Source organism: Salmonella sp. HY31 (assembly GCF_042604575.1).
Classification (GTDB): domain Bacteria; phylum Pseudomonadota; class Gammaproteobacteria; order Enterobacterales; family Enterobacteriaceae; genus Salmonella; species Salmonella diarizonae.
This window is the reverse complement of the sequence record NZ_CP170479.1, coordinates 3,888,836-3,909,104: the sequence shown is the minus strand read 5'-3', so window position 1 is coordinate 3,909,104 and position 20,269 is coordinate 3,888,836. Positions and strand designations below refer to the sequence as shown.

At 38.0% G+C, this 20,269-nt stretch carries 17 protein-coding genes; 9 read left to right on the top strand and 8 right to left on the bottom strand.

Annotation, left to right across the window (positions count from 1 at the left end; all coding sequences use genetic code 11):
- Positions 1-71: 71 nt before the first annotated feature.
- The 3 genes from ACE15A_RS18645 (at position 72) to ACE15A_RS18635 (ending at position 3,268) form a co-directional block, all read left to right on the top strand.
- On the top strand, positions 72-1,529 hold the full coding sequence (locus ACE15A_RS18645; protein WP_053509104.1) for a tyrosine-type recombinase/integrase: 1,458 nt from the start codon (positions 72-74) through the stop codon (positions 1,527-1,529).
- Positions 1,530-1,540: 11 nt separating this feature from the next.
- The gene (locus ACE15A_RS18640) at positions 1,541-2,125 is read left to right on the top strand and encodes a hypothetical protein (protein WP_129382492.1); all 585 of its coding nucleotides are present in this window, start codon (positions 1,541-1,543) and stop codon (positions 2,123-2,125) included.
- Positions 2,126-2,284: 159 nt separating this feature from the next.
- Positions 2,285-3,268 carry a hypothetical protein gene (locus tag ACE15A_RS18635; RefSeq protein WP_053509101.1) on the top strand — a complete coding sequence of 328 codons (984 nt, stop codon included), beginning with the start codon at positions 2,285-2,287 and terminating at the stop codon, positions 3,266-3,268.
- Between the two features lie 127 nt (positions 3,269-3,395).
- Here the strand turns inward: ACE15A_RS18635 and ACE15A_RS18630 are convergent, their stop codons facing one another.
- Positions 3,396-3,911, bottom strand: coding sequence for a helix-turn-helix domain-containing protein (locus ACE15A_RS18630; protein WP_000611155.1), 516 nt, complete (start codon positions 3,909-3,911; stop codon positions 3,396-3,398).
- Between the two features lie 910 nt (positions 3,912-4,821).
- On the opposite strand from ACE15A_RS18630, the gene ACE15A_RS18625 reads away from it, so the two are divergent.
- Entirely contained in the window at positions 4,822-5,253 is a 432-nt protein-coding gene (locus tag ACE15A_RS18625) for a hypothetical protein (protein ID WP_064055861.1), read from the top strand.
- 113 nt (positions 5,254-5,366) lie between these two features.
- Here the strand turns inward: ACE15A_RS18625 and ACE15A_RS18620 are convergent, their stop codons facing one another.
- The 5 genes from ACE15A_RS18620 to ACE15A_RS18600 form a co-directional block, all read right to left on the bottom strand.
- On the bottom strand, positions 5,367-5,687 hold the full coding sequence (locus ACE15A_RS18620; RefSeq protein WP_001525471.1) for a hypothetical protein: 321 nt from the start codon (positions 5,685-5,687) through the stop codon (positions 5,367-5,369).
- Between the two features lie 26 nt (positions 5,688-5,713).
- A complete protein-coding gene (gene bamE, locus ACE15A_RS18615) occupies positions 5,714-6,100 on the bottom strand; it encodes an outer membrane protein assembly factor BamE (protein ID WP_053509097.1) in 387 nt (128 codons plus the stop codon).
- 36 nt (positions 6,101-6,136) lie between these two features.
- Positions 6,137-6,415 carry a hypothetical protein gene (locus tag ACE15A_RS18610; RefSeq protein ID WP_022651757.1) on the bottom strand — a complete coding sequence of 93 codons (279 nt, stop codon included), beginning with the start codon at positions 6,413-6,415 and terminating at the stop codon, positions 6,137-6,139.
- A gap of 178 nt (positions 6,416-6,593) precedes the next feature.
- A complete protein-coding gene (locus ACE15A_RS18605; protein ID WP_053509095.1) occupies positions 6,594-7,793 on the bottom strand; it encodes a relaxase/mobilization nuclease domain-containing protein in 1,200 nt (399 codons plus the stop codon).
- Positions 7,762-8,199 carry an ATP-binding protein gene (locus ACE15A_RS18600; RefSeq protein WP_072158699.1) on the bottom strand — a complete coding sequence of 146 codons (438 nt, stop codon included), beginning with the start codon at positions 8,197-8,199 and terminating at the stop codon, positions 7,762-7,764. Before ACE15A_RS18600 ends, ACE15A_RS18605 begins: the two co-directional genes overlap by 32 nt.
- A gap of 953 nt (positions 8,200-9,152) precedes the next feature.
- Here ACE15A_RS18600 and ACE15A_RS18595 point away from each other — a divergent pair.
- The gene (locus tag ACE15A_RS18595; protein ID WP_053509091.1) at positions 9,153-11,651 is read left to right on the top strand and encodes an NACHT domain-containing NTPase; all 2,499 of its coding nucleotides are present in this window, start codon (positions 9,153-9,155) and stop codon (positions 11,649-11,651) included.
- A 593-nt stretch (positions 11,652-12,244) separates the two neighbouring features.
- On the opposite strand, the gene ACE15A_RS18590 is transcribed toward ACE15A_RS18595, so the two are convergent.
- Positions 12,245-12,985 carry a hypothetical protein gene (locus ACE15A_RS18590; protein ID WP_129382488.1) on the bottom strand — a complete coding sequence of 247 codons (741 nt, stop codon included), beginning with the start codon at positions 12,983-12,985 and terminating at the stop codon, positions 12,245-12,247.
- Between the two features lie 826 nt (positions 12,986-13,811).
- Positions 13,812-14,255, bottom strand: coding sequence for an invasion lipoprotein InvH (locus ACE15A_RS18585; protein WP_023249323.1), 444 nt, complete (start codon positions 14,253-14,255; stop codon positions 13,812-13,814).
- Between the two features lie 456 nt (positions 14,256-14,711).
- Here ACE15A_RS18585 and invF point away from each other — a divergent pair, with 456 nt between their 5' ends.
- From invF to invA, 4 genes are read left to right on the top strand one after another with little or no spacing between them, the layout of a single operon-like run.
- The gene (gene invF / locus ACE15A_RS18580; protein ID WP_023249324.1) at positions 14,712-15,362 is read left to right on the top strand and encodes an AraC family transcriptional regulator InvF; all 651 of its coding nucleotides are present in this window, start codon (positions 14,712-14,714) and stop codon (positions 15,360-15,362) included.
- Complete coding sequence (gene invG / locus ACE15A_RS18575; RefSeq protein WP_023249325.1) at positions 15,359-17,050, top strand: type III secretion system outer membrane ring protein InvG; 1,692 nt, start codon at positions 15,359-15,361, stop codon at positions 17,048-17,050. Before invF ends, invG begins: the two co-directional genes overlap by 4 nt.
- Positions 17,047-18,165, top strand: a complete 1,119-nt coding sequence (gene invE / locus ACE15A_RS18570) for a type III secretion system gatekeeper InvE (protein WP_023249326.1) — start codon at positions 17,047-17,049, stop codon at positions 18,163-18,165. The genes invG and invE overlap by 4 nt, the downstream gene beginning before the upstream one ends.
- A 24-nt stretch (positions 18,166-18,189) precedes the next feature.
- Positions 18,190-20,247, top strand: a complete 2,058-nt coding sequence (gene invA / locus ACE15A_RS18565; protein WP_053509087.1) for a type III secretion system export apparatus protein InvA — start codon at positions 18,190-18,192, stop codon at positions 20,245-20,247.
- Positions 20,248-20,269: the final 22 nt, after the last annotated feature.

Here is a 20,269-nt window from a genome sequence, read left to right as displayed (position 1 = left end):
TCGATAAATTTGTATACCAGAAGTATACCGGTTAGTATCGGGTATACACTCTGACTTGCTGGTATACATTTATGAAAATGACACTTACTCAGTCGATTATAATCAATAAGTTATCTATCGACGTGAAACCAGATCTCGACCAGCAAGGGCGAGTAGTCTACTTACCCAATCCTGAACGAAAGCCGTATATTATCACTGACAACCACAGGGATTCACCCGTAGGTTTCGGTGTCAAAATCAGTGCCACCAAAAAAACCTATATCATTCAACGACGGGTGGCATCAGCAGACAAGCGACCCTCGACGGGTGGCAAGGCACCGAAACAGGTTATCAGATCTACGATTGGTAATGTTTCAGATTTTGCCAACATTGATCAGGCACGCGATGCTGCTCGCAAATTCGTTGAAACTATGAAGTTGACCAGACGAAATCCGAATGCAGTAAAGCGAGAAGCAGAGGCTTCTGAGCTAACGATCAGTGAAGTTTTTGCGCAATACAGAAGTCATCTTATGGGCAGATCGAAACCGGCAAAGCCCAACACATTAAATGTGCTGAACAAAGCCGAAAATCGCCTGAAAGAGTGGGAAAATCTTAGAGTAAAAGATCTGACAGGCAACGAGATATTGCGCAAGTTTGATGAGATCGCTTCAAGAGCCAGAACTGCGGCAGAGCAGACTTTTCGCTGGGTGAATGTGGCGGTAAGACATGCAATTGAGATCGAAGCGGGAAATGCTCAGACACAACAACGACAACCGACACTAAGCTACAACCCCTTTTCAATTCTGACGATTCAGAAAAAATTCAGAACCCGTTCACAGCTTGAAGAAAGCTATCGCGCAAAAGGTGTACGAAACCCACTGTCGCCAAAAGACACCTTGGGGCGATTTTTAACGGCATTGCACAACAAGAGAAGCTTCAACCGCCTGGGATGCGATTATCTTTTGCTGACTGTTCTGACAGGAGCCAGGAAAGAAGAAACAGCTTCATTGTGCTGGCGAGAGGCTCTGACAGAAGAAGAAGCCAGAACGACCAGCTATGTTGATCTTGAAAATAGGATAATTCGATTTTACGACACTAAAAACCGCAACGACCATGAACTTCCAATTTGTGATGCTACGAAGCGAATTCTTGAAGACCGAAGAGATTTAGTCAACGAGACTGAAAAGCGAGCAGATAAACGCAAATGGGTTTTTCCTGCTCGGTCGTCACGAAGCAAAGTTGGGCACTATTCAGACAGCAAAAGCCTACGCGAGTATATCTGCCAGGAAGCCGGAATAGGGAAGTTGGGAATGCACGACCTGCGAAGAACCTTTGGTCGTGTTGCAGAAGGACTAACTTCATATAGTGTGGTGAAAAGGTTGCTCAACCATCGCAATACTACTGATCCTACTGAACGGTATGCAATGCCTGATAATGATCGAATTTATGAGGCACTTCAAAGTATTGAGCTCCATATGCTTATGACTGCACCAGAGTTGTATAATACACTTCTGGCTTCGGCGAAATATCAACCATTGCCAACAAATTAGGGGAACAGGGAATGAGTGCAATCGATACTTTAAGGGAGTATGCCGAAGTATGGCGGCTATTTGGTAGTATGCCAGATGATGCAACCCTGAGTGCTGAGGTTTCGGCCCTTTATCTTGGTGTAAGTGTCAAAACATTGGCTCGTTATCGCCAGACTGGTAATGGCCCTGATTATATCCAATACCAGGCAGAAGACAGCAAAGCAAGGAACCAACGAGTAAATTATCTTTTAGGTGATTTAAGAATATGGCGTGATCGTCATAAGGTAAGCAGCACAATGGAGGCTGCACAGGTCCGTGGACTGGCTTTTACTTCGTTGGTTGACTTTATCGAACCGGAGCCTTTCTGGACTATTGATAATAAAATTTATTCACATGTTCTTACTGTTTCTGACGAAATATTCAAGGAACTGTTAAATACAACCCGTGCAGAAGTTATCTGGATCTCTGTGGAAAAAGTTTTGTCTGAGAACTGGCATACTGCGAGAGAACGGCAGAGATGGAATGATTTGTTTATTGGGGTTATGACAGGATTGGTAGATGCTTGTGTGTCTGAGCAGGAGAGGCATGTATTGTATGAAGAAATTTTGCAATCATAATTTAATTTCTATTTTTTTTGTTATTTTGAATAAGTTTATTATTGATTATGCTCAGTGTAATAATATTCAGTTAATAATGGATTGCAAAGAGTAAATAATTTGAAAATTCAATATCGTAGCACATATATCTTTTAATCTTTTATCATTCCGGAGTTAACTATGAGTATTGACTCACGATTTGAAAAATTCATGCTTTCATTACCTTCAATAGAAAGCATAGATTCAATAGAATTGAGTGAGGAACTCAGAAAAGAGAAAAAGGCTGATTATTTGGGAATGGGAAGGAAGATCATTTTTGAACAAAAATGTATAACACAAGAGCAATCTCAAAAAATCGAACTTGAGTTAGAGCAATATGTCAATGACGAAAACTATCCTGTTTTCTATGGTGAAAGGGATTTCAATTTAGTCATAAAAGATCTTCCTAATAGTGAAGATATCAAAAACAGAGTATTTGTTCGAATTACAAAATTACTTGAGTCATATTTGAGTCAGGCATGTAAACAAATAGAATCATCTAAAAATATTTTTAATTTAGATAATTCAGTTGGTGTGCTTGTCATTTTAAATGAGAAAATAAAAATACTATCACCAGATTTAGTTGTTTACCGATTACAACAAAGAATGAAAGAAAAAAAAGATGGAGAGTATAGATTTAACTCTATTGACTATATAATATTTATATCTGAAACACATGAGATAAACGGTAATCCAGTTGTGATTATTTTAGAAGGTTCTAATGCGGCTAAGAACCCTGTAGAAATTAATGAATATTTGAATTATATTGCTAATGGGTGGTCTCAATTTAATGGTCGTAATACTATGAAAATTGACAATGCCAGAGATTTATTCATTAATTTAGAAGAGAAAGAAGAGCCTAAATCAAATAGTTTAACTCGCACTGATGAAAGAAAACTATGGTATCGTAAAAACCGATATATGAAAGATTGGTCAGATGATAAAGTTTTACAGGCGGCGGTTGAACATATGAACAAAATAATGCCATTTATTTTGAAAAATGGACCAAAATTACCAGTGGATAAGTTAGGTGAGCTAATGTTGGCATTTGGTGATTTTATTGAAGAGTCCAACATGCGTGGCTTAGATCTAAAAGGACTTAATAACCTTTTCACGGATAAGTGATTTTTAAAGATATCAAATATAATATATTATAATTGTTGCCATTTTTTGTAACTAATTAAAAATGGCAACCTTTTTAGTATTGTTTTTATCATTCTAGATATATATATATTAGTACTGTGAGATTTATTCACGATTGTTTTTTTCTAACACTATAAAAACTAAATGAGTTATCAAAGTCCTCAGTTTCTGCTTTGGATCTCTTGAATTTACCCATTTGCTCCTCATTAAATTTATGAGGAATCCCTTTTACACATAAATTAGAGTTCAAATAAACATGATCGTCTTCTGCATTTCGAATCAATATTTTCTTTTCGAATAATTCTTTGAATGCTCTCGAAACATTAGATTTTTGTAGTCCTAAATCTTTTGCTACCCTTGATTGAGAGAAGTTAACAAGAATATTACCATAATCAATGATTGAAAAAAGATAAATAATTATTCGAAAAGAAGTTGGTGTTAGCTTCATTTTTGCGAGAGTGCCGATATTTGTTTTAAAGATCATGGAAAAATCATCCTTAAAGGAAGTTTTCCTTTTATTACTGGCTTTAATTCTAAGTTCTTCTAAATCGTCTAATGATACGTCTAATGCTTCTGCAATCGCGGATTTTTGTTCTCTGGTTAGAATAACATTTGTATTTATCATATTATCTCCTTTTGTTGTTTATCTGATAATATATATTGCATATTTTATTTAATTGTCAAATTTTTATTCGTAAAAACACAAATTATTTTATCTATATTGATATATAGAGTATTAAATTAAATACTATGGGTGGTAGATTTAATGTTTCAGGTTATGAAATAAATAAATTTACTTCATGGAAGTCATTACCGCTCATCCGATGTAATGTTATGATTTACTTAGTTTTATTTTATTTGTCTTTCGCAAGATGAAAGATAAATAAAGAAATAAGAAACCATAGCATTATAATACTAATTGGAACTGCCATATTGTCTTGCTTGATTCCATATTGAATATACCCATTATGCTTATGTGTATAAATGTAATGAAGTCTGCGCAACTTCAGTGTTGCGCCATTGGACTTCGGTTATCATTATTTTTTTGGACTAAATGTAAATAATTACGCTATATACAGATATCTGGAGTTAAATAATGAGCAAGGTTGTCGCAGAAGAGCTTAGATATCAGAATAACTGAAAATCATTGTATTACATGATTATAAAAACCGGCTTTCGCCGAAAACCTCTGGAAAATTATTTCTACTTCAGCGAGTGAGTGCTTTGTGCACTCAGCGGTGCTGCAAGAAAGTCCGTAGAGAAGTATAAACCAATATCTTCGTATCAGTATACGGGGCGTAAGCCAGTGCGAAGCACTTTGTCATAAAGATCCGTAGAAGGTTTTTTATTAATTGGTTTTAAATTCGATTAAAGGAAGATTGTTATTTAACTTACATATATTATTGTTTTGTTTCCAAAAAGTAAGATGATAATTATTTCTCATTGGTAATGATAAAAAAATATTTTGTTTTAGGTGTTGATTTTTTATGTTGGCATGATAGTACTTGATTATAAAACTAAAAAAGGATCAAGCTATGTGTAATAACATTACTCTTTCGCAGGAAGAAAAATTTATCCAGTTGATTGATAAATATATCACTCAGCATCGTGATGATGCTATTAATGCTGTGTTTTACCGAAAGCTGTATGTGCTTTTCGTCGGATATCACCTTAAATATTATTACTCACGTAAGCAATACTGTAACTCGTGTTTTCATGTCGATAATATTATGCAGATGTTCACAGGTGTAGTTTCATCACTCAGGGCTAATGTGCTAATAAAGCTCAACAACAGCCATACGATGCTTTATTGCTTGAATGGGCTTGTGGATTATATTTCTGGTAACCTCATGGAGGTTGAACAACTCTATGCAAATTTGCTGGCACAGTATGAAAGGAAGAGCATTTCACATTCATTGAATTACGTACCACCACCTATAGGTGGCAGGAAAAGGCTATGGGGATAAGGTGATGTGCTTTATGCACACTATTCAGTTCGTGGTACGGTGAGATATGTGGGTAAGAAAAAGCAGGAGTTGGTTATCCAGGATCCTGCCTGCGGGGATAATTTTCTGGAATTTTACTTATCTACGACCTGCCAGCCATCATCCGTTTTGACCATTGTGACAGCTGCGGTGGCCTTGTCGTTATTGACAACAACCGTCACATTACATTTATAGCTTTTATCCGATACTTTCACACAGTCATGCTTTTTGACTGATTTTAATTCCCGCAGTGCGTCTTTTGGGACATCTTTACCGGCTATGGATGTGACGATGGCATTCGTCTGCTCCACGACCTTATTCATTGCATTATAAAGTTCTTGCTCGGAGGGCTCATTATTACAGCCACTCAGTAAAAAAATTGAGGCAATGAGTGTAGTAATTGCATATGTTTTCATAAAATAATTCCAGATGGTAGAGTGCGTTATTGAATAAGACTGGTTTTCATCTTGCTGTTATTTTCTGAGAACGTCCACTTTCTGACCGTTTCGTCTTTAAATTCGATTTCGAGTCTTTTTGCCTGTGTCTGTGAACCACCCGTCAGTAATCCAACGATCGGGATGAATGTGGTGGCGTCAAACTGATTGTTATTCATAAAGTAAGTCCATTCTTCATTACCGTTATCAAGAGTGGTTCTTGTATCTGGCTCGCCCAGGAGGGCGGTGATTTCTGATTTCGTTGTCTTATTTTTAGTAATTTGCGACTGTAGACTTTGTGATGTTTCGTTTTTGAGATGTTGATTGCCTGATGTTGAGCAACCAGAAGTAAAGGAAACGGAAATAAAAAATACAGAAGCAATAAGTCTGTTCATAAGCTCTCTCATTTTAATGTTTTATGCAGTGCAGAATTAATTTCGTTGAATAAAAACAACTCTGTTTGCATATGTCTTTTTAATTATACAGATAAGAATAATGATGCTGGCAAAAAACGTAATGACTGAAACAGAAGTGCTATCGGTCAATGAAAATACTAACCATGCGAGACCGAAGGCCACGAATTGAAACAGGAAGGCCACACTGAGCGGACTTTCACCATAGGCCACTTTTGCATGGCATCCGGTGCATATTTTTACGCCGTGGGGACTTTCTTTAAAACAAAAGGGGCACTGAACAGTTTGCTTACTCATTGCAACTCCCTGACCTGATTTAAGGCGATGTCTTTTTGAGCATTTTCAATGAATGAACTGCTTTAGTAAAATTGCTTGTACCGATCGATGGATTCCTGTTGATAGTTTTTATCTATCACAAATGAATTATCGATCTATATAAACGATAAATAATTTCTTGACTAAATTGAAAAATGAACTATTTGAAATGTGGTTTGTAGTTGGATCCTTTGCTAACCAATTGTTCTGAATGTATTTCATCGCCAGGTTCAGGAGAGGAGGTAAGTAAGTGAAGATGATAGATTTGTCTAAAGGGACGAGAGGTCGCATACAACACAGAACTACCCAACTGTCTGAGCAGTTGTATGAGCCTGCTAAGAAATGGAAGCCACACCTGGAAGTGGGATTGGTGTTGTCTGGATATCTGATGGGCCGTAAAGCGTAGTTTTTGGTTCAATTGGATGGTATGGGCAAGTTCATTCTCCCTTTCATTTCTGACTTGCTCGTCGAGTTGCAGTAGTTTATCGAGAATAGTTTCTCTGCTGGGATGTTGTGCTTCTGGCTGTTTACAAGGAGCAGGAGCAAACTTAGATCCTGTATTAAGTAGTTTTACATGTCCAGTCGAGTAATCAATAAGTGTCTGAATATTTGACCAAGCATACCTTTTCCCAAGCTGTGAAGCCTTGAAGGCAATCCCCCGAAATTCAAATGAAAAACCATTCATTTTGCCCGTCGAAGCAATGTTGGGCTGGCAGGTTACACCCACTTGTTCCAGTTGCTTAATGAACGATAACAAATCTGGGCGATTGGCTAACACATTATCGATGCAAGTTTGCAAAGCGACTTTTGGGCAGGGAGTTGCCGTTCGTTCAGAGAGCATCTTTTCGTTGCGCGAAAGCTTCTTTATGCCCTGAGCTCGTCGGTTTGAAGTAGTCGCTGTTTCTGTGAGACCATGTATTCTTTCCAGCTCACTGATAATTCGAGTGCTGATAAGGTTCTCATTTTTTCCCAGATACAACTTTCCGTCAGTAATATCGATGCGACTGGCAATAATGTGAATATGCTGTCCAGCCTCATCATTATGAAGAACATAGCAACGAAGATGTGTATCAGTAAAACCCATACGAGACATATAATCGTCGGCTACGGTTGCCCATTGTGCTTCTGATAATTTTTCTCCATGCGGTAAGCGAAGAGAGTTGTGCCATACCGGTTTTTTGATATCAGGTCGTAAAATTTTTGTTTGTCCAAACTCGCGAATAAGGTCAACGATATGGTTGCCAGCCATATTGCCACCAACAACCTTGGGATCAGTTTTGTGGTGTGAAGCCGGTTCAAGTGCATAGATCACTACTCCAGCAAAATGCTTACCTCTCTTGATTTTCTGCATGCCTTTCATTTGTATTACTCCAAAAAGTTGAGGGGAGTAGAAGAGTGCGAAGTGTCTGCACCTGCCGTTTGATTACATGCATTTCTGTCAGGGTTGGATCGCTGTCTGGACTTTTACTATTGAGGTAGGTCAGCAGGCGATTTAAGTCTTGCGAAAGGCGACCAAGCTCTACCCATGCACTTTTATTAATCTCTGGTAATACCAAAGGAAGTCTATTCAGCGAAGCCATCCTGAGCCATTCTCCTTTTTTATAAGAACCTCTTTTTTCTTCTAAAATAGATAATTCATTTTTATTTAATCTGACACTTACACAGTATGATCTGATTTCATCCTCTGGTAGTCGTCCAGTATGAAATTTTCCTCTTCTAGATGTTTTTGTTAAATCTGGCTGTTGTTTTTGGTGATTATAATGCATAGGAATACCTAAATTTTAATATGATATGATTTATATATAAAAGATAATAATAAAACGTCAAGTGTATAATGGTGTTAAAATGAACACCAAGTAAAGGAGTGCCTCAAATGATTTAAGATTCATGCTCTTTATACTTAAAATGTATAATTTTGAGTCTGGTATGAATCTTTCACATTTAATTCATGTTTCTAATATACGTTCACTATTAATACCATCTCCTTTAGAGCGTTTCTTTCCTGATCATGCTATAAGAGTAGTGAGCATAAATTGAGAATATAGTTAGAGTTTTCCTCTCTATAATAATATGCGAGAGAATAGGTAAGGTAGAAATCATGGTTATAAATGTAGCTTTTGTAGAGGCTTGAAAAATGTGGTTTGTACAATATATAAATATCTGCATTTTAATGTGTTTTAGGAGCATAATTTGCGAGGGTTGAGTGGTTTTATTTTTTTTATTTCCCATTCTCCTTTGTTATTTATTTAAATAAAATTCGCGTTAAAATATGAATTATATATTAAATGGAATCAATTTTTTATTGCGGTGTTGTTATTAAGAGTAATATATTAATTTAATATGTTAATTGTAATATTGCGCAGTACTATATCGTGCTGAGAGAGTTTGATTTATCGCATTACAATAACTATTATTGTGACTAAGAGCAAAAAATTACTCAAAACTCTTCTTACCTTTTGATAATTATGGCAAAATGCCTATAACTAATATTTTCAAGCATAAGGTATATAACCTATGTATAGCCACGATGACGACAGTAATCTAAATCTCTATTTGAAAGCCATACAAGCATTAAAAGAGGATGATTTTTCAAAAAATGTACTTAAGCCACTTTTTGAGTCGATGTCGTTTTCACGAGTGGATTTTGTAGGTGGCCCTTATGAGTATGGGAAAGATTTAGTAGCGATACATGATATTCCTTTGAAGGGGACATGTATATATGTTATACAAACAAAGAAAATTGGTGAGAAATCAAATACATCAGAAAAAAAATATACTCTCGGATCTTATACTTCAATTAAGACAGTGCTTATCAAAAAAAGTAAAATTGCACAATGGATTCGAACAACTCCCTGATTATGTTTATTTGGCTTCTCCATTTCAGATTAGCCAGAGATTACTTTCTGAAATTCATGAACAGCTTCGTTTTGGTGATAAAAATGTTGAAATTTTAGATGGCCCGCAAGTCATAGAATTAATCAAAAAATATAAACCCTTACTTTTAGAAAATCTACTTTCAATCAGTGACAAACTTCAATTACATGATGTGCAACAATTAAATAATTTAGAGTTAATAGCTGCTTTAAATCAAAAATATTCCATTGATGAACTTAATTGTTACAGTGATTTGGCATTTTTTATGGGGACGATAGACAGCAACATATTACTTGATAGCACGTTCTCCATAAAAAAAGAAAAAATTATCCTGTCGAAAGGTTCATGGGATTTATTGAATAAAGAAGTATTTCGTTCATTAGAAAAAATTTTAGGGTACTATCCTTTAACCCAACCAAGTGATGTTATAGATGATGCTTATAATAAAGCAATGTTAAAGTTCAAATCTAAAACAAATCAAAAAATAAAAAAGGATATTGACCAAGTTCAGCAACTTATTTCCACTAATACTCAATCGATAAATAGAATCGTATCCTATATCGATTCATCAATTAATGGAATGCTATCTCTTGGTAGCGATAGTGTGATTTTGCCTTTAGCTATAGAATGCAATAAAATCCTTAAAAAAATCGTTTCTAATTCCTTCTCTAAACAAGAAATCGATGCGGTTGAAAATTTTATTTCTAAAGAAAATATACATAAGGTATCAGAACAGCATAAACAAAGTGTTTTCCCTGAATTTCTCAATGCAATAAAAGTTATCAAAAAAATTATTTCACAAAAACAAGAGCTTACGGTTTTATCAAATGAATATATAGATGAGCCACAAATTTCTATAATTTTTCAGAATGATAAAATTGATAGATGGATTGAAAGTAAGTGCAAAGCTTATAAGCAAAACATATATGATATTAACAAAAGCAAAGAGTGTGTGGATTTAGCTCTCTTTTTAACAGATACGCAAAAAACACTTAATGCTTTGGACATACTCATTAATAAAGTTGAGGATAGTAAGAAATTTATAACAATAACCAAAAAATCTAAAGAATACAGTGACGGACTGTCTATTTCGCCATTTGAACTTTTTGATAGTAGCTATGATATTGCTGTTTTTGGGGGAGCTGGAGCAGGAAAAACTACAACATTACAAATGTATGTTAAAAAACTATTAAGTGACTCAAATAGTAAAGTTATCTATATCCCACTAAATAGATACATGAGTAAAATTAATGTATCTTTAGATGATAAAATAGGGCATTATGATATTTTACTTTCGCTTATATTAACCGCAAAGGATTTGGAGTCCAACCAAGATAATATTATCAGTATCAAGAATTATTTTTCTGATGAAGTAAAAATCAAATTAGTACTTGATGGTCTCGACGAAGCATATGCCAAATATCCAGGTATAATCGATGCTATAAATGAATTTAAAACAAAGCATCCTTTAATTCAAATATTGATCTCCAGTAGAGATTGCGTGAGTTATCTTTCGAAAGTTAATTTCTTAGGTATAACTCTTTTACCTTTCAGCGAACAGCAACTTTATAAATTCATCACCTCATGGTTTAAAAATAATGATGTGATTCTTGGTGAGCGGGTAATTGAAAGCATCAAAGGTAAAGAGATTGCTGAAATAGTTAAAACTCCTCTTCTTGCAACATTGTTATGTGATCTTGCTGAAAAAGGTATTGATATACCACGAAGTGAAAGTGAAATTTTCACAAAAAGACTCGAACTTTTTTGTGGTGTATATGATACATATAAAGCTATACGTAGAACGACTCTGTCGCAAAGTATTTTGCAAAAAGCAGCAATAAAAATTGCGTATGCTTTGCATTCTCGAAATCTTCGTTCAGGTACAAAGAGTGATATTATAAAATTCATCGCTAATGATAGTAGCTTTAATTATGACAATGAAACCTGTTCTACTGCTGTAGGAGAGCTAATTGATCCGTGCAATATGCTTGTTCATGATGCAATATCTGGAACTTACTCTTTCGGTCATTTACGATATCAAGAGCATTTAGCATCATTAGAGCTTTTACAGAATAGATCAATTGAAATAGTTCCTTATTTAAAGAATGACTGGTGGAGGGGAACTTTGTGCCTTTATGCTCAAAATTGTGAGTTTTTCTCACTTATTGAAGAATTTACATTGAAATATCATAATATCCAGTCAGCATTAATAACTCTACGGGAAATGACTAAGTATCGTCCAAAAAAAGAACAAGCTAATCTATTATATTTGATTGGTAAATATGAAGGTACTGATGATTCATTTTATGTTGATCCCGATTGGGAGCATACATCTCATTGGTAGAATTCTTCTTGTTCGTAATGCAATAATAAAAGGAGGGTATTACTCTCCTTCTTCTACGTATATATAAAATAGAAAAATTATTATTTTTTATCGTTACTTTGTCGGGCTTAAGTTAAATAAAGGTTTTAAGATTTGATTAGTAATATAGACCGCATAGTTGGCTACATATGACGACATACCTTAAATATGTTGAATATATAAGTCATAGTTAAGCTCTTTGAGTTCTTTTTTCTTTTCTAACCAAAGGGCGGAAAAGCAAGGTCAACCCGAAGAAGCATACGCAGTAGCTTCGCAGAGTTAGCCCTTGCTTCTCTTATAATTGGCATTATTCATTAAAGAACAATAGGAGCTTCGCTTGCACAAGCGAAGCTATAATATTAAGCTGTCGATTAATTATTATAAAAATATTTAATCAGAACCTATTGACATAAATAAAATATGAGATAAATATAAAATATGCCATAAGAAAAGTTTTTATGTCATACGTCTCCTGCACTATGTGCAGTTAATATACTACTTGCCCCATATCTGGGGATATTGGAAAGGCTACTTAAAAATAAGGGGCCTTTCGTCATGTTATATGAATGCAATGATCAAGCAGATTCAGTTCTTTTATTATAATCTATAATTGATTCTTTTATTTCATTTGAATAACGACCAAATTCATTTACTACAAATGGAAGGAAATTTTCATTGAGAATAATGTCGTTAAACTGATTAACTTGTAGGACTCCAGCTTCTGTTGCTTTCTTCACTGATTTAAGCATCAACTTTTCTTTTTTGGTTTTCCTACTTTGTTTTTTTAGTGTTTTATGAAAGTCGGGTAAATGACCGTTATTATGAGTAATGTAATTTCTAATTACTCTTAGATAGTCTACATCATTGACTGCTCTATCTACATTGTTATTTATAACTTTGGAAAGCATCCAGTGTGTTTTTTGTAATATTCCTTGCTCAGATATTTTTTTGCTTTCTGACTTTTTTGAGATATCAATCATGAGTTCTCTGCATCTATTCATGCGATATTCAAATAGACCAAAAATATTCATAAATGCTGATCGTCTGTACATTTGTGATATTAAGTGAGAATATTTATCTATTACCTCCTGTTCTGAATCTCCTGATGTGCTCAAATAATAATAAGTTTCATGGTAGTAGCTATGTTCTTCATCATAATCGCCTTCAACAACATGACAGCTTACCGCTCCGGTTTTTTTAACATCATTGATAGCTGCAATAATCGATGATTCTGTATGTTTTACCAGCATATTGATGTCATAGACTGACATGACTGCATCCCATACCGGAGCAAGTTGAAAACTAATTTTTGCCACTTTGTACTCTCTTTGAGGTTAATTTGTTTTGCCTTCTATCAAAGACATAACTTGGTTAGGAATGAAGGAAAAAGCACTTCTGAGAAGAAACAGCAAGAATCTAAATTATGTATACTATATGTATATTAATAGAGTATTTTTTTATTAAAATTTTGTTTTTCAATATGTTAATTAATGTACTCAGATACTGCTGCATCATCGGCGTGTGTAAATCCAGGTTTTTAATGTCAGTCATAGACGTATGCTTATTAATCATTTGAATTTTAAACAAATTTTATTCATTCTGGCTTTATGTCTCATATATTGCATAAAAGGAGGGGCGGGTCAGACTTGCCGACACGGCCTGGACCTTTGACGTTGGCAAAAGGATAAACCCCACAAATTAAGGCAACCATATCATCAGCTAAAATGGGATTTATCGGGCGCTTCAGGCATCGAGACGTTTCTGCCGCTATACTAGCCCAGTAGCCAATACGCTGTCACAGGTAAAAAGAACGTTATCCGCAAAAAGTGGATGGGGTATCGCAAGAATGCGAACATGCGGGGAAAGAGGGGGATGTCAGTTTACCGCGATATACCAGACAATAGATTGTCAGTATAAGTTTCGGCTATTTTCCCGAGTTTGGGAGAGCAGTTCTTTATCACAAATAAAAAAGCAGCAGCGAGGCGCTGCTGTATCAAAAAACAGTTTGATAAATGCAACGTAAGAGACAAGTGGCCAACCGTAAAAGTGACCACAACTATAATAGTTATATTGATATTAGGTGGCAATGCAAAATGTAGTCTTAATTATGTCATGATGAGTTCAGCCAAAGGTCGTATGACATTATAAGGCTTGCAGCCTTTCATGGGCAACAAGTAACGTTTGATATATGCTTAAATTCTTATTCCCGGGTTCGAGCAGAACTTTTTTAAATTCGGTCATCAGTTGCTCTTCATCTTCTTTCGAACGCATATATTGTGGATGTTCCTGGAAGAAGGTGAACGCCTGCTCTTTGGTTTGTTTATATTTTTCGCAAAAAACGCTTGAGCTGATTGTGTTATTTTTTGATGCGGAATTATCAGCGTTCTGATTTGATAATGTTTTATTCTTCGCAAGGTCTGACGGTACATACGGAAGAGACAGACACTCATCAATACTATTTGCACTGGCCTGTTGCTCCTTTTGAGCGCCAGTCTGTTGTACAGGTTTACTCCCGGAGATAGGGAGAGGTACCTGGGCACAGCCGATCAGTAAAAAGATAGGAAGACAACTATAAATTTTGTTCATATTATACTCCTGCTACAGAAGAATGATGCTTAATGTTTTAATACAACTGTCAGAACGTTATCTGACAACAGTTATAAGGGGAATATGCCTTTCAGGAATGCTAGCAAAAAAAATTCTTGATATAAACAGTTAATTCTCTATGCCGGTGACATTATCTGATTTTTTACTGCTATGAAATAATAGGCCAGAATTTATATACTCTGAGCTGATTTTCTATTTTAAATAATAAGGTGTCGTACGAGCTGGTCAATTTAATTAGCGGGTGGCATCAGATTCATAATGATTGCATCAGGATTTTGTCACTCGCTCCCGGTATTGTTTACATACTAAAATGATTTTCAACTGGTGCTGACAACTATGCTAAATACACAGGAAGTACTCAAAGAAGGAGAGAAGCGGAGAATCCGCAGCCCGGAAGCATGGTTTATGCAGACGTGTTCTGCGCAAAGGCTGCATATGTCATTTTCTGAAGGCCAACACAATGAAAGCTGCCTGGTTCAGGAAGGCGCGCTGCTTTTTATCGAGCAGGCGGTTGTCGCACCAGTATCAGGAGATCTGATTTTTCGACCGTTAAAAATTGAAGTACTCAGCAAATTACTGGCGTTTATTGATGGCGCAGGACTTATGGATACGACATACGCTGAACCCGATAAATGGGTTTTGCTGAGTCCTGAGTTTCGCGCTATTTGGCAAGATCGTAAACGCTGCGAGTACTGGTTTTTGCAGCAAATTATTACGCCCTCTCCGGCTTTCAGCAAGGTATTAACGCTTTTACGAAAAAGTGAGAGTTACTGGTTGGTCGGTTATTTACTCGCCCAGTCAACAAGCGGCAGCACGATGAGAATGTTAGGAGAAGACTATGGTGTTTCTTATACCCATTTTCGTCGTTTGTGCAGCAGGGCGTTAGGCGGAAAAGCGAAGAGTGAATTACGAAACTGGCGTATGGCGCAATCACTGCTGGATAGCGTAGAAGGACACGAGAATATCACCCAATTAGCTGTCAATAATGGTTACTCATCGCCTTCACATTTTTCTAATGAAATCAAAGAGCTGATCGGCGTTTCGCCGCGGAAATTATCAAATATTATTCAATTGGCAGACAAATGAAGACGCATATTCTTTTGGCCAGAGTGCTGGCATGTGCCGCGCTTGTTCTGGTAGCACCTGGTTATTCAAGTGAAAAAATACCTGTAACGGGAAGTGGGTTTGTTGCGAAAGACGATAGCCTGCGAACATTTTTCGATGCTATGGCGCTACAGCTAAAGGAGCCTGTCATTGTTAGCAAAATGGCGGCACGAAAAAAAATTACGGGCAACTTTGAGTTTAACGATCCTAACGTATTACTGGAGAAGCTTTCCCTACAATTAGGGCTGATCTGGTATTTCGATGGGCAGGCTATCTATATTTATGACGCCAGTGAAATGCGCAATGCCGTCGTTTCTTTACGGAACGTTTCGCTCAATGAATTCAACAACTTTCTAAAACGCTCAGGTTTATATAACAAGAATTACCCGCTACGTGGCGATAACCGTAAAGGAACATTCTATGTTTCAGGGCCGCCTGTCTATGTTGATATGGTGGTTAACGCCGCCACCATGATGGACAAGCAAAACGATGGTATTGAACTGGGGCGCCAGAAAATAGGGGTGATGCGTCTGAACAATACCTTCGTGGGCGATCGTACCTACAATTTGCGCGATCAGAAAATGGTTATCCCCGGTATTGCCACGGCCATTGAAAGGTTATTGCAGGGAGAAGAGCAACCCTTAGGCAATATTGCCAGTAGCGAACCTGTCCCGGCGATGCCAGCGTTTTCAGCGAATGGAGAGAAAGGTAAAACATCAAATTATGCCGGTGGCATGAGTCTCCAGGAGGCTTTAAAGCAAAATGCCGCGGCGGGCGATATTAAAATCGTGGCCTATCCGGATACCAATAGTTTGTTAGTAAAAGGAACGGCTGAGCAGGTGCATTTTATCGAAATGCTGGTTAAAGCACTGGATGTCGCCAAGCGTCACGTAGAATTATCCCTGTGGATTGTCGATCTTAATAAAAGCGATCTGGAGCGTCTGGGTACTTCATGGAGCGGTAGTATTACTATCGGGGACAAACTTGGCGTGTCATTAAACCAGTCTTCAATTAGTACTCTGGATGGCAGTCGGTTCATCGCCGCGGTAAATGCGTTAGAAGAGAAGAAGCAGGCGACGGTAGTTTCGCGCCCGGTATTACTGACTCAGGAAAATGTTCCCGCTATTTTTGATAACAACAGAACGTTTTATACCAAGCTGATTGGGGAGCGTAATGTTGCGCTTGAGCATGTTACATACGGAACAATGATTAGGGTGCTACCCCGTTTTTCCGCAGATGGCCAGATAGAAATGTCGCTGGACATTGAAGATGGTAACGATAAGACGCCGCAAACCGATACCACCACCTCTGTAGATGCGTTACCCGAAGTCGGACGAACGTTAATTAGCACTATTGCGAGAGTTCCGCATGGAAAAAGTTTGCTGGTCGGTGGTTATACACGGGATGCGAATACCGATACTGTCCAAAGTATTCCGTTCTTAGGAAAAATACCGTTTATTGGTGGTCTGTTCCGTTATTCCAGTAAGAATAAAAGTAATGTTGTTCGAGTATTCATGATTGAACCAAAAGAAATTGTCGACCCGTTAACGCCGGACGCCAGTGAATCGGTAAACAATATTCTGAAACAAAGCGGTATCTGGAGTGGGGATGATAAGTTACAAAAATGGGTTCGTGTTTATCTGGATAGAGGCCAGGAGGCAATTAAATGATTCCTGGTTCAACCTCCGGTATTTCATTTTCCAGAATATTGTCCAGGCAGACATCTCATCAGGATGCGACCCAACATACTGATGCGCAACAGGCGGAAATACAACAGGCTGCAGAGGAATCGTCTCCAGGGGCGGAAGTACAGAAATTTGTCCAGTCGACGGATGAAATGTCAGCGGCGCTGGCGCAATTTCGTAACCGTCGCGATTATGAAAAAAAATCCAGTAATTTATCTAACAGTTTTGAACGCGTGCTGGAGGATGAGGCTTTACCGAAGGCGAAGCAAATATTAAAGCTAATTAGCGTACATGGCGGCGCGTTAGAGGATTTTTTACGTCAGGCGCGTAGCTTATTTCCTGACCCCAGTGATTTAGTCCTTGTGTTACGCGAATTGCTTCGTCGTAAAGACCTGGAAGAGATCGTGCGGAAAAAACTGGAGTCGTTACTCAAGCACGTTGAAGAGCAAACCGATCCGAAGACCCTCAAGGCAGGGATTAATTGTGCGTTGAAAGCCCGGCTTTTTGGGAAAACATTATCGCTAAAACCAGGCTTATTACGCGCCAGCTATCGGCAATTTATCCAGAGTGAATCACATGAAGTGGAGATTTACGCTGACTGGATAGCCAGTTATGGCTACCAACGTCGACTGGTGGTACTGGATTTTATTGAGGGTTCGCTATTAACCGATATTGACGCTAATGACGCCAGTTGTTCACGCCTGGAGTTTGGCCAACTTTTACGACGCCTGACGCAACTTAAAATGTTGCGCTCCGCTGATCTACTGTTTGTGAGTACATTGTTGTCGTATTCGTTTACCAAAGCGTTTAATGCAGAGGAGTCGTCGTGGTTACTACTGATGCTTTCGCTATTGCAACAGCCACATGAAGTGGATTCGCTGTTAGCCGATATTATAGGTTTGAATGCGTTACTGCTTAGTCATAAAGAACATGCATCCTTTTTGCAGATATTTTATCAAGTATGTAAAGCCATACCTTCTTCACTCTTTTATGAAGAATATTGGCAGGAAGAATTGTTAATGGCGTTACGTAGTATGACTGATATTGCCTACAAGCATGAAATGGCAGAGCAGCGTCGTACTATTGAAAAGCCGTCTTAATTTAATATTAACAGGATACCTATAGTGCTGCTTTCTCTACTTAACAGTGCTCGTTTACGACCTGAATTACTGATTCTGGTACTAATGGTGATGATCATTTCTATGTTCGTCATTCCATTACCTACCTATCTGGTTGATTTCCTGATCGCGCTGAATATCGTACTGGCGATATTGGTGTTTATGGGGTCGTTCTACATTGACAGAATCCTCAGTTTTTCAACGTTCCCTGCGGTACTGTTAATTACCACGCTCTTTCGTCTGGCATTATCAATCAGTACCAGCCGTCTTATCTTGATTGAAGCCGATGCTGGGGAAATTATTGCCACGTTCGGGCAATTCGTTATTGGCGATAGCCTGGCAGTGGGTTTTGTTGTTTTCTCTATTGTCACCGTGGTCCAGTTTATCGTTATTACCAAAGGTTCAGAACGCGTTGCGGAAGTCGCAGCTCGTTTTTCTCTGGATGGTATGCCCGGTAAGCAGATGAGTATCGATGCCGATTTGAAGGCCGGTATTATTGATGCGGATGCCGCGCGCGAACGGCGAAGCGTACTGGAAAGGGAAAGCCAGCTTTACGGTTCCTTTGACGGTGCGATGAAGTTTATCAAAGGTGACGCCATTGCCGGCATCATTATCATCTTTGTGAACTTTATTGGCGGTATTTCGGTGGGGATGACCCGCCATGGTATGGATTTATCCTCCGCGCTGTCTACTTATACTATGCTGACCATCGGTGATGGTCTTGTCGCCCAGATCCCTGCACTGTTAATTGCGATTAGTGCCGGTTTTATCGTTACTCGCGTAAATGGCGATAGCGATAATATGGGGCGGAATATTATGACGCAGCTGTTGAACAACCCATTTGTATTGGTTGTTACGGCTATTCTGACCATTTCAATGGGGACTCTGCCGGGATTCCCGCTGCCGGTTTTTGTTATTTTGTCGGTAGTTTTAAGCGTACTCTTTTATTTTAAATTCCGTGAAGCAAAACGTAGCGCAGTCAAGCCTAAAACCAGCAAAGGCGAGCAGCCGCTCAGTATTGAGGAAAAAGAAGGGACGTCGTTAGGACTGATTGGCGATCTCGATAAAGTCTCTACAGAGACCGTACCGTTGATATTACTTGTGCCGAAGAGCCGACGTGAAGATTTGGAAAAAGCTCAGCTTGCGGATCGTCTACGTAGTCAGTTCTTTATTGATTATGGCGTGCGCCTGCCGGAAGTATTGTTACGCGATGGTGAGGGCCTGGACGATAACAACATCGTATTGTTGATTAATGAGATCCGTGTTGAACAATTTACGGTCTATTTTGATTTGATGCGAGTGGTAAATTATTCCGATGAAGTCGCTTCCTTTGGCATTAATCCAACAACCCATCAGCAAGGGAGTAGTCAGTACTTCTGGGTAACGCATGAGGAAGGGGAGAAACTCCGGGAGCTTGGGTATGTGCTGCGGAACGCGCTTGACGAGCTTTACCATTGTCTGGCGGTGATGCTGGCGCGCAACGTCAATGAATATTTCGGTATTCAGGAAACAAAATATATGCTGGATCAGTTGGAGGCGAAATTTCCTGATTTACTTAAAGAAGTGCTCAGACATGCCACGGTGCAACGTATATCTGAAGTTTTGCAGCGTTTGCTAAGCGAACGTGTTTCCGTGCGTAATATGAAATTAATTATGGAAGCGCTCGCATTGTGGGCACCAAGAGAAAAAGACGTCATTAACCTTGTGGAACATATTCGTGGAGCAATGGCGCGTTATATCTGCCATAAATTCGCCAATGGCGGTGAATTACGAGCAGTAATGGTATCTGCTGAAGTTGAGGATGTTATTCGCAAAGGGATCCGTCAGACCTCTGGCAGTACCTTCCTCAGCCTTGACCCGGAAGCCTCCGCTAATTTGATGGATCTCATTACACTTAAGCTGGATGATTTATTGATTGCACATAAAGACCTTGTCCTCCTTACGTCTGTCGATGTCCGTCGATTTATTAAGAAAATGATTGAAGGTCGTTTTCCGGATCTGGAAGTTTTATCTTTCGGTGAGATAGCAGATAGCAAGTCAGTGAATGTTATAAAAACAATATAAGGGTTTAATTAAGGAAAAGATC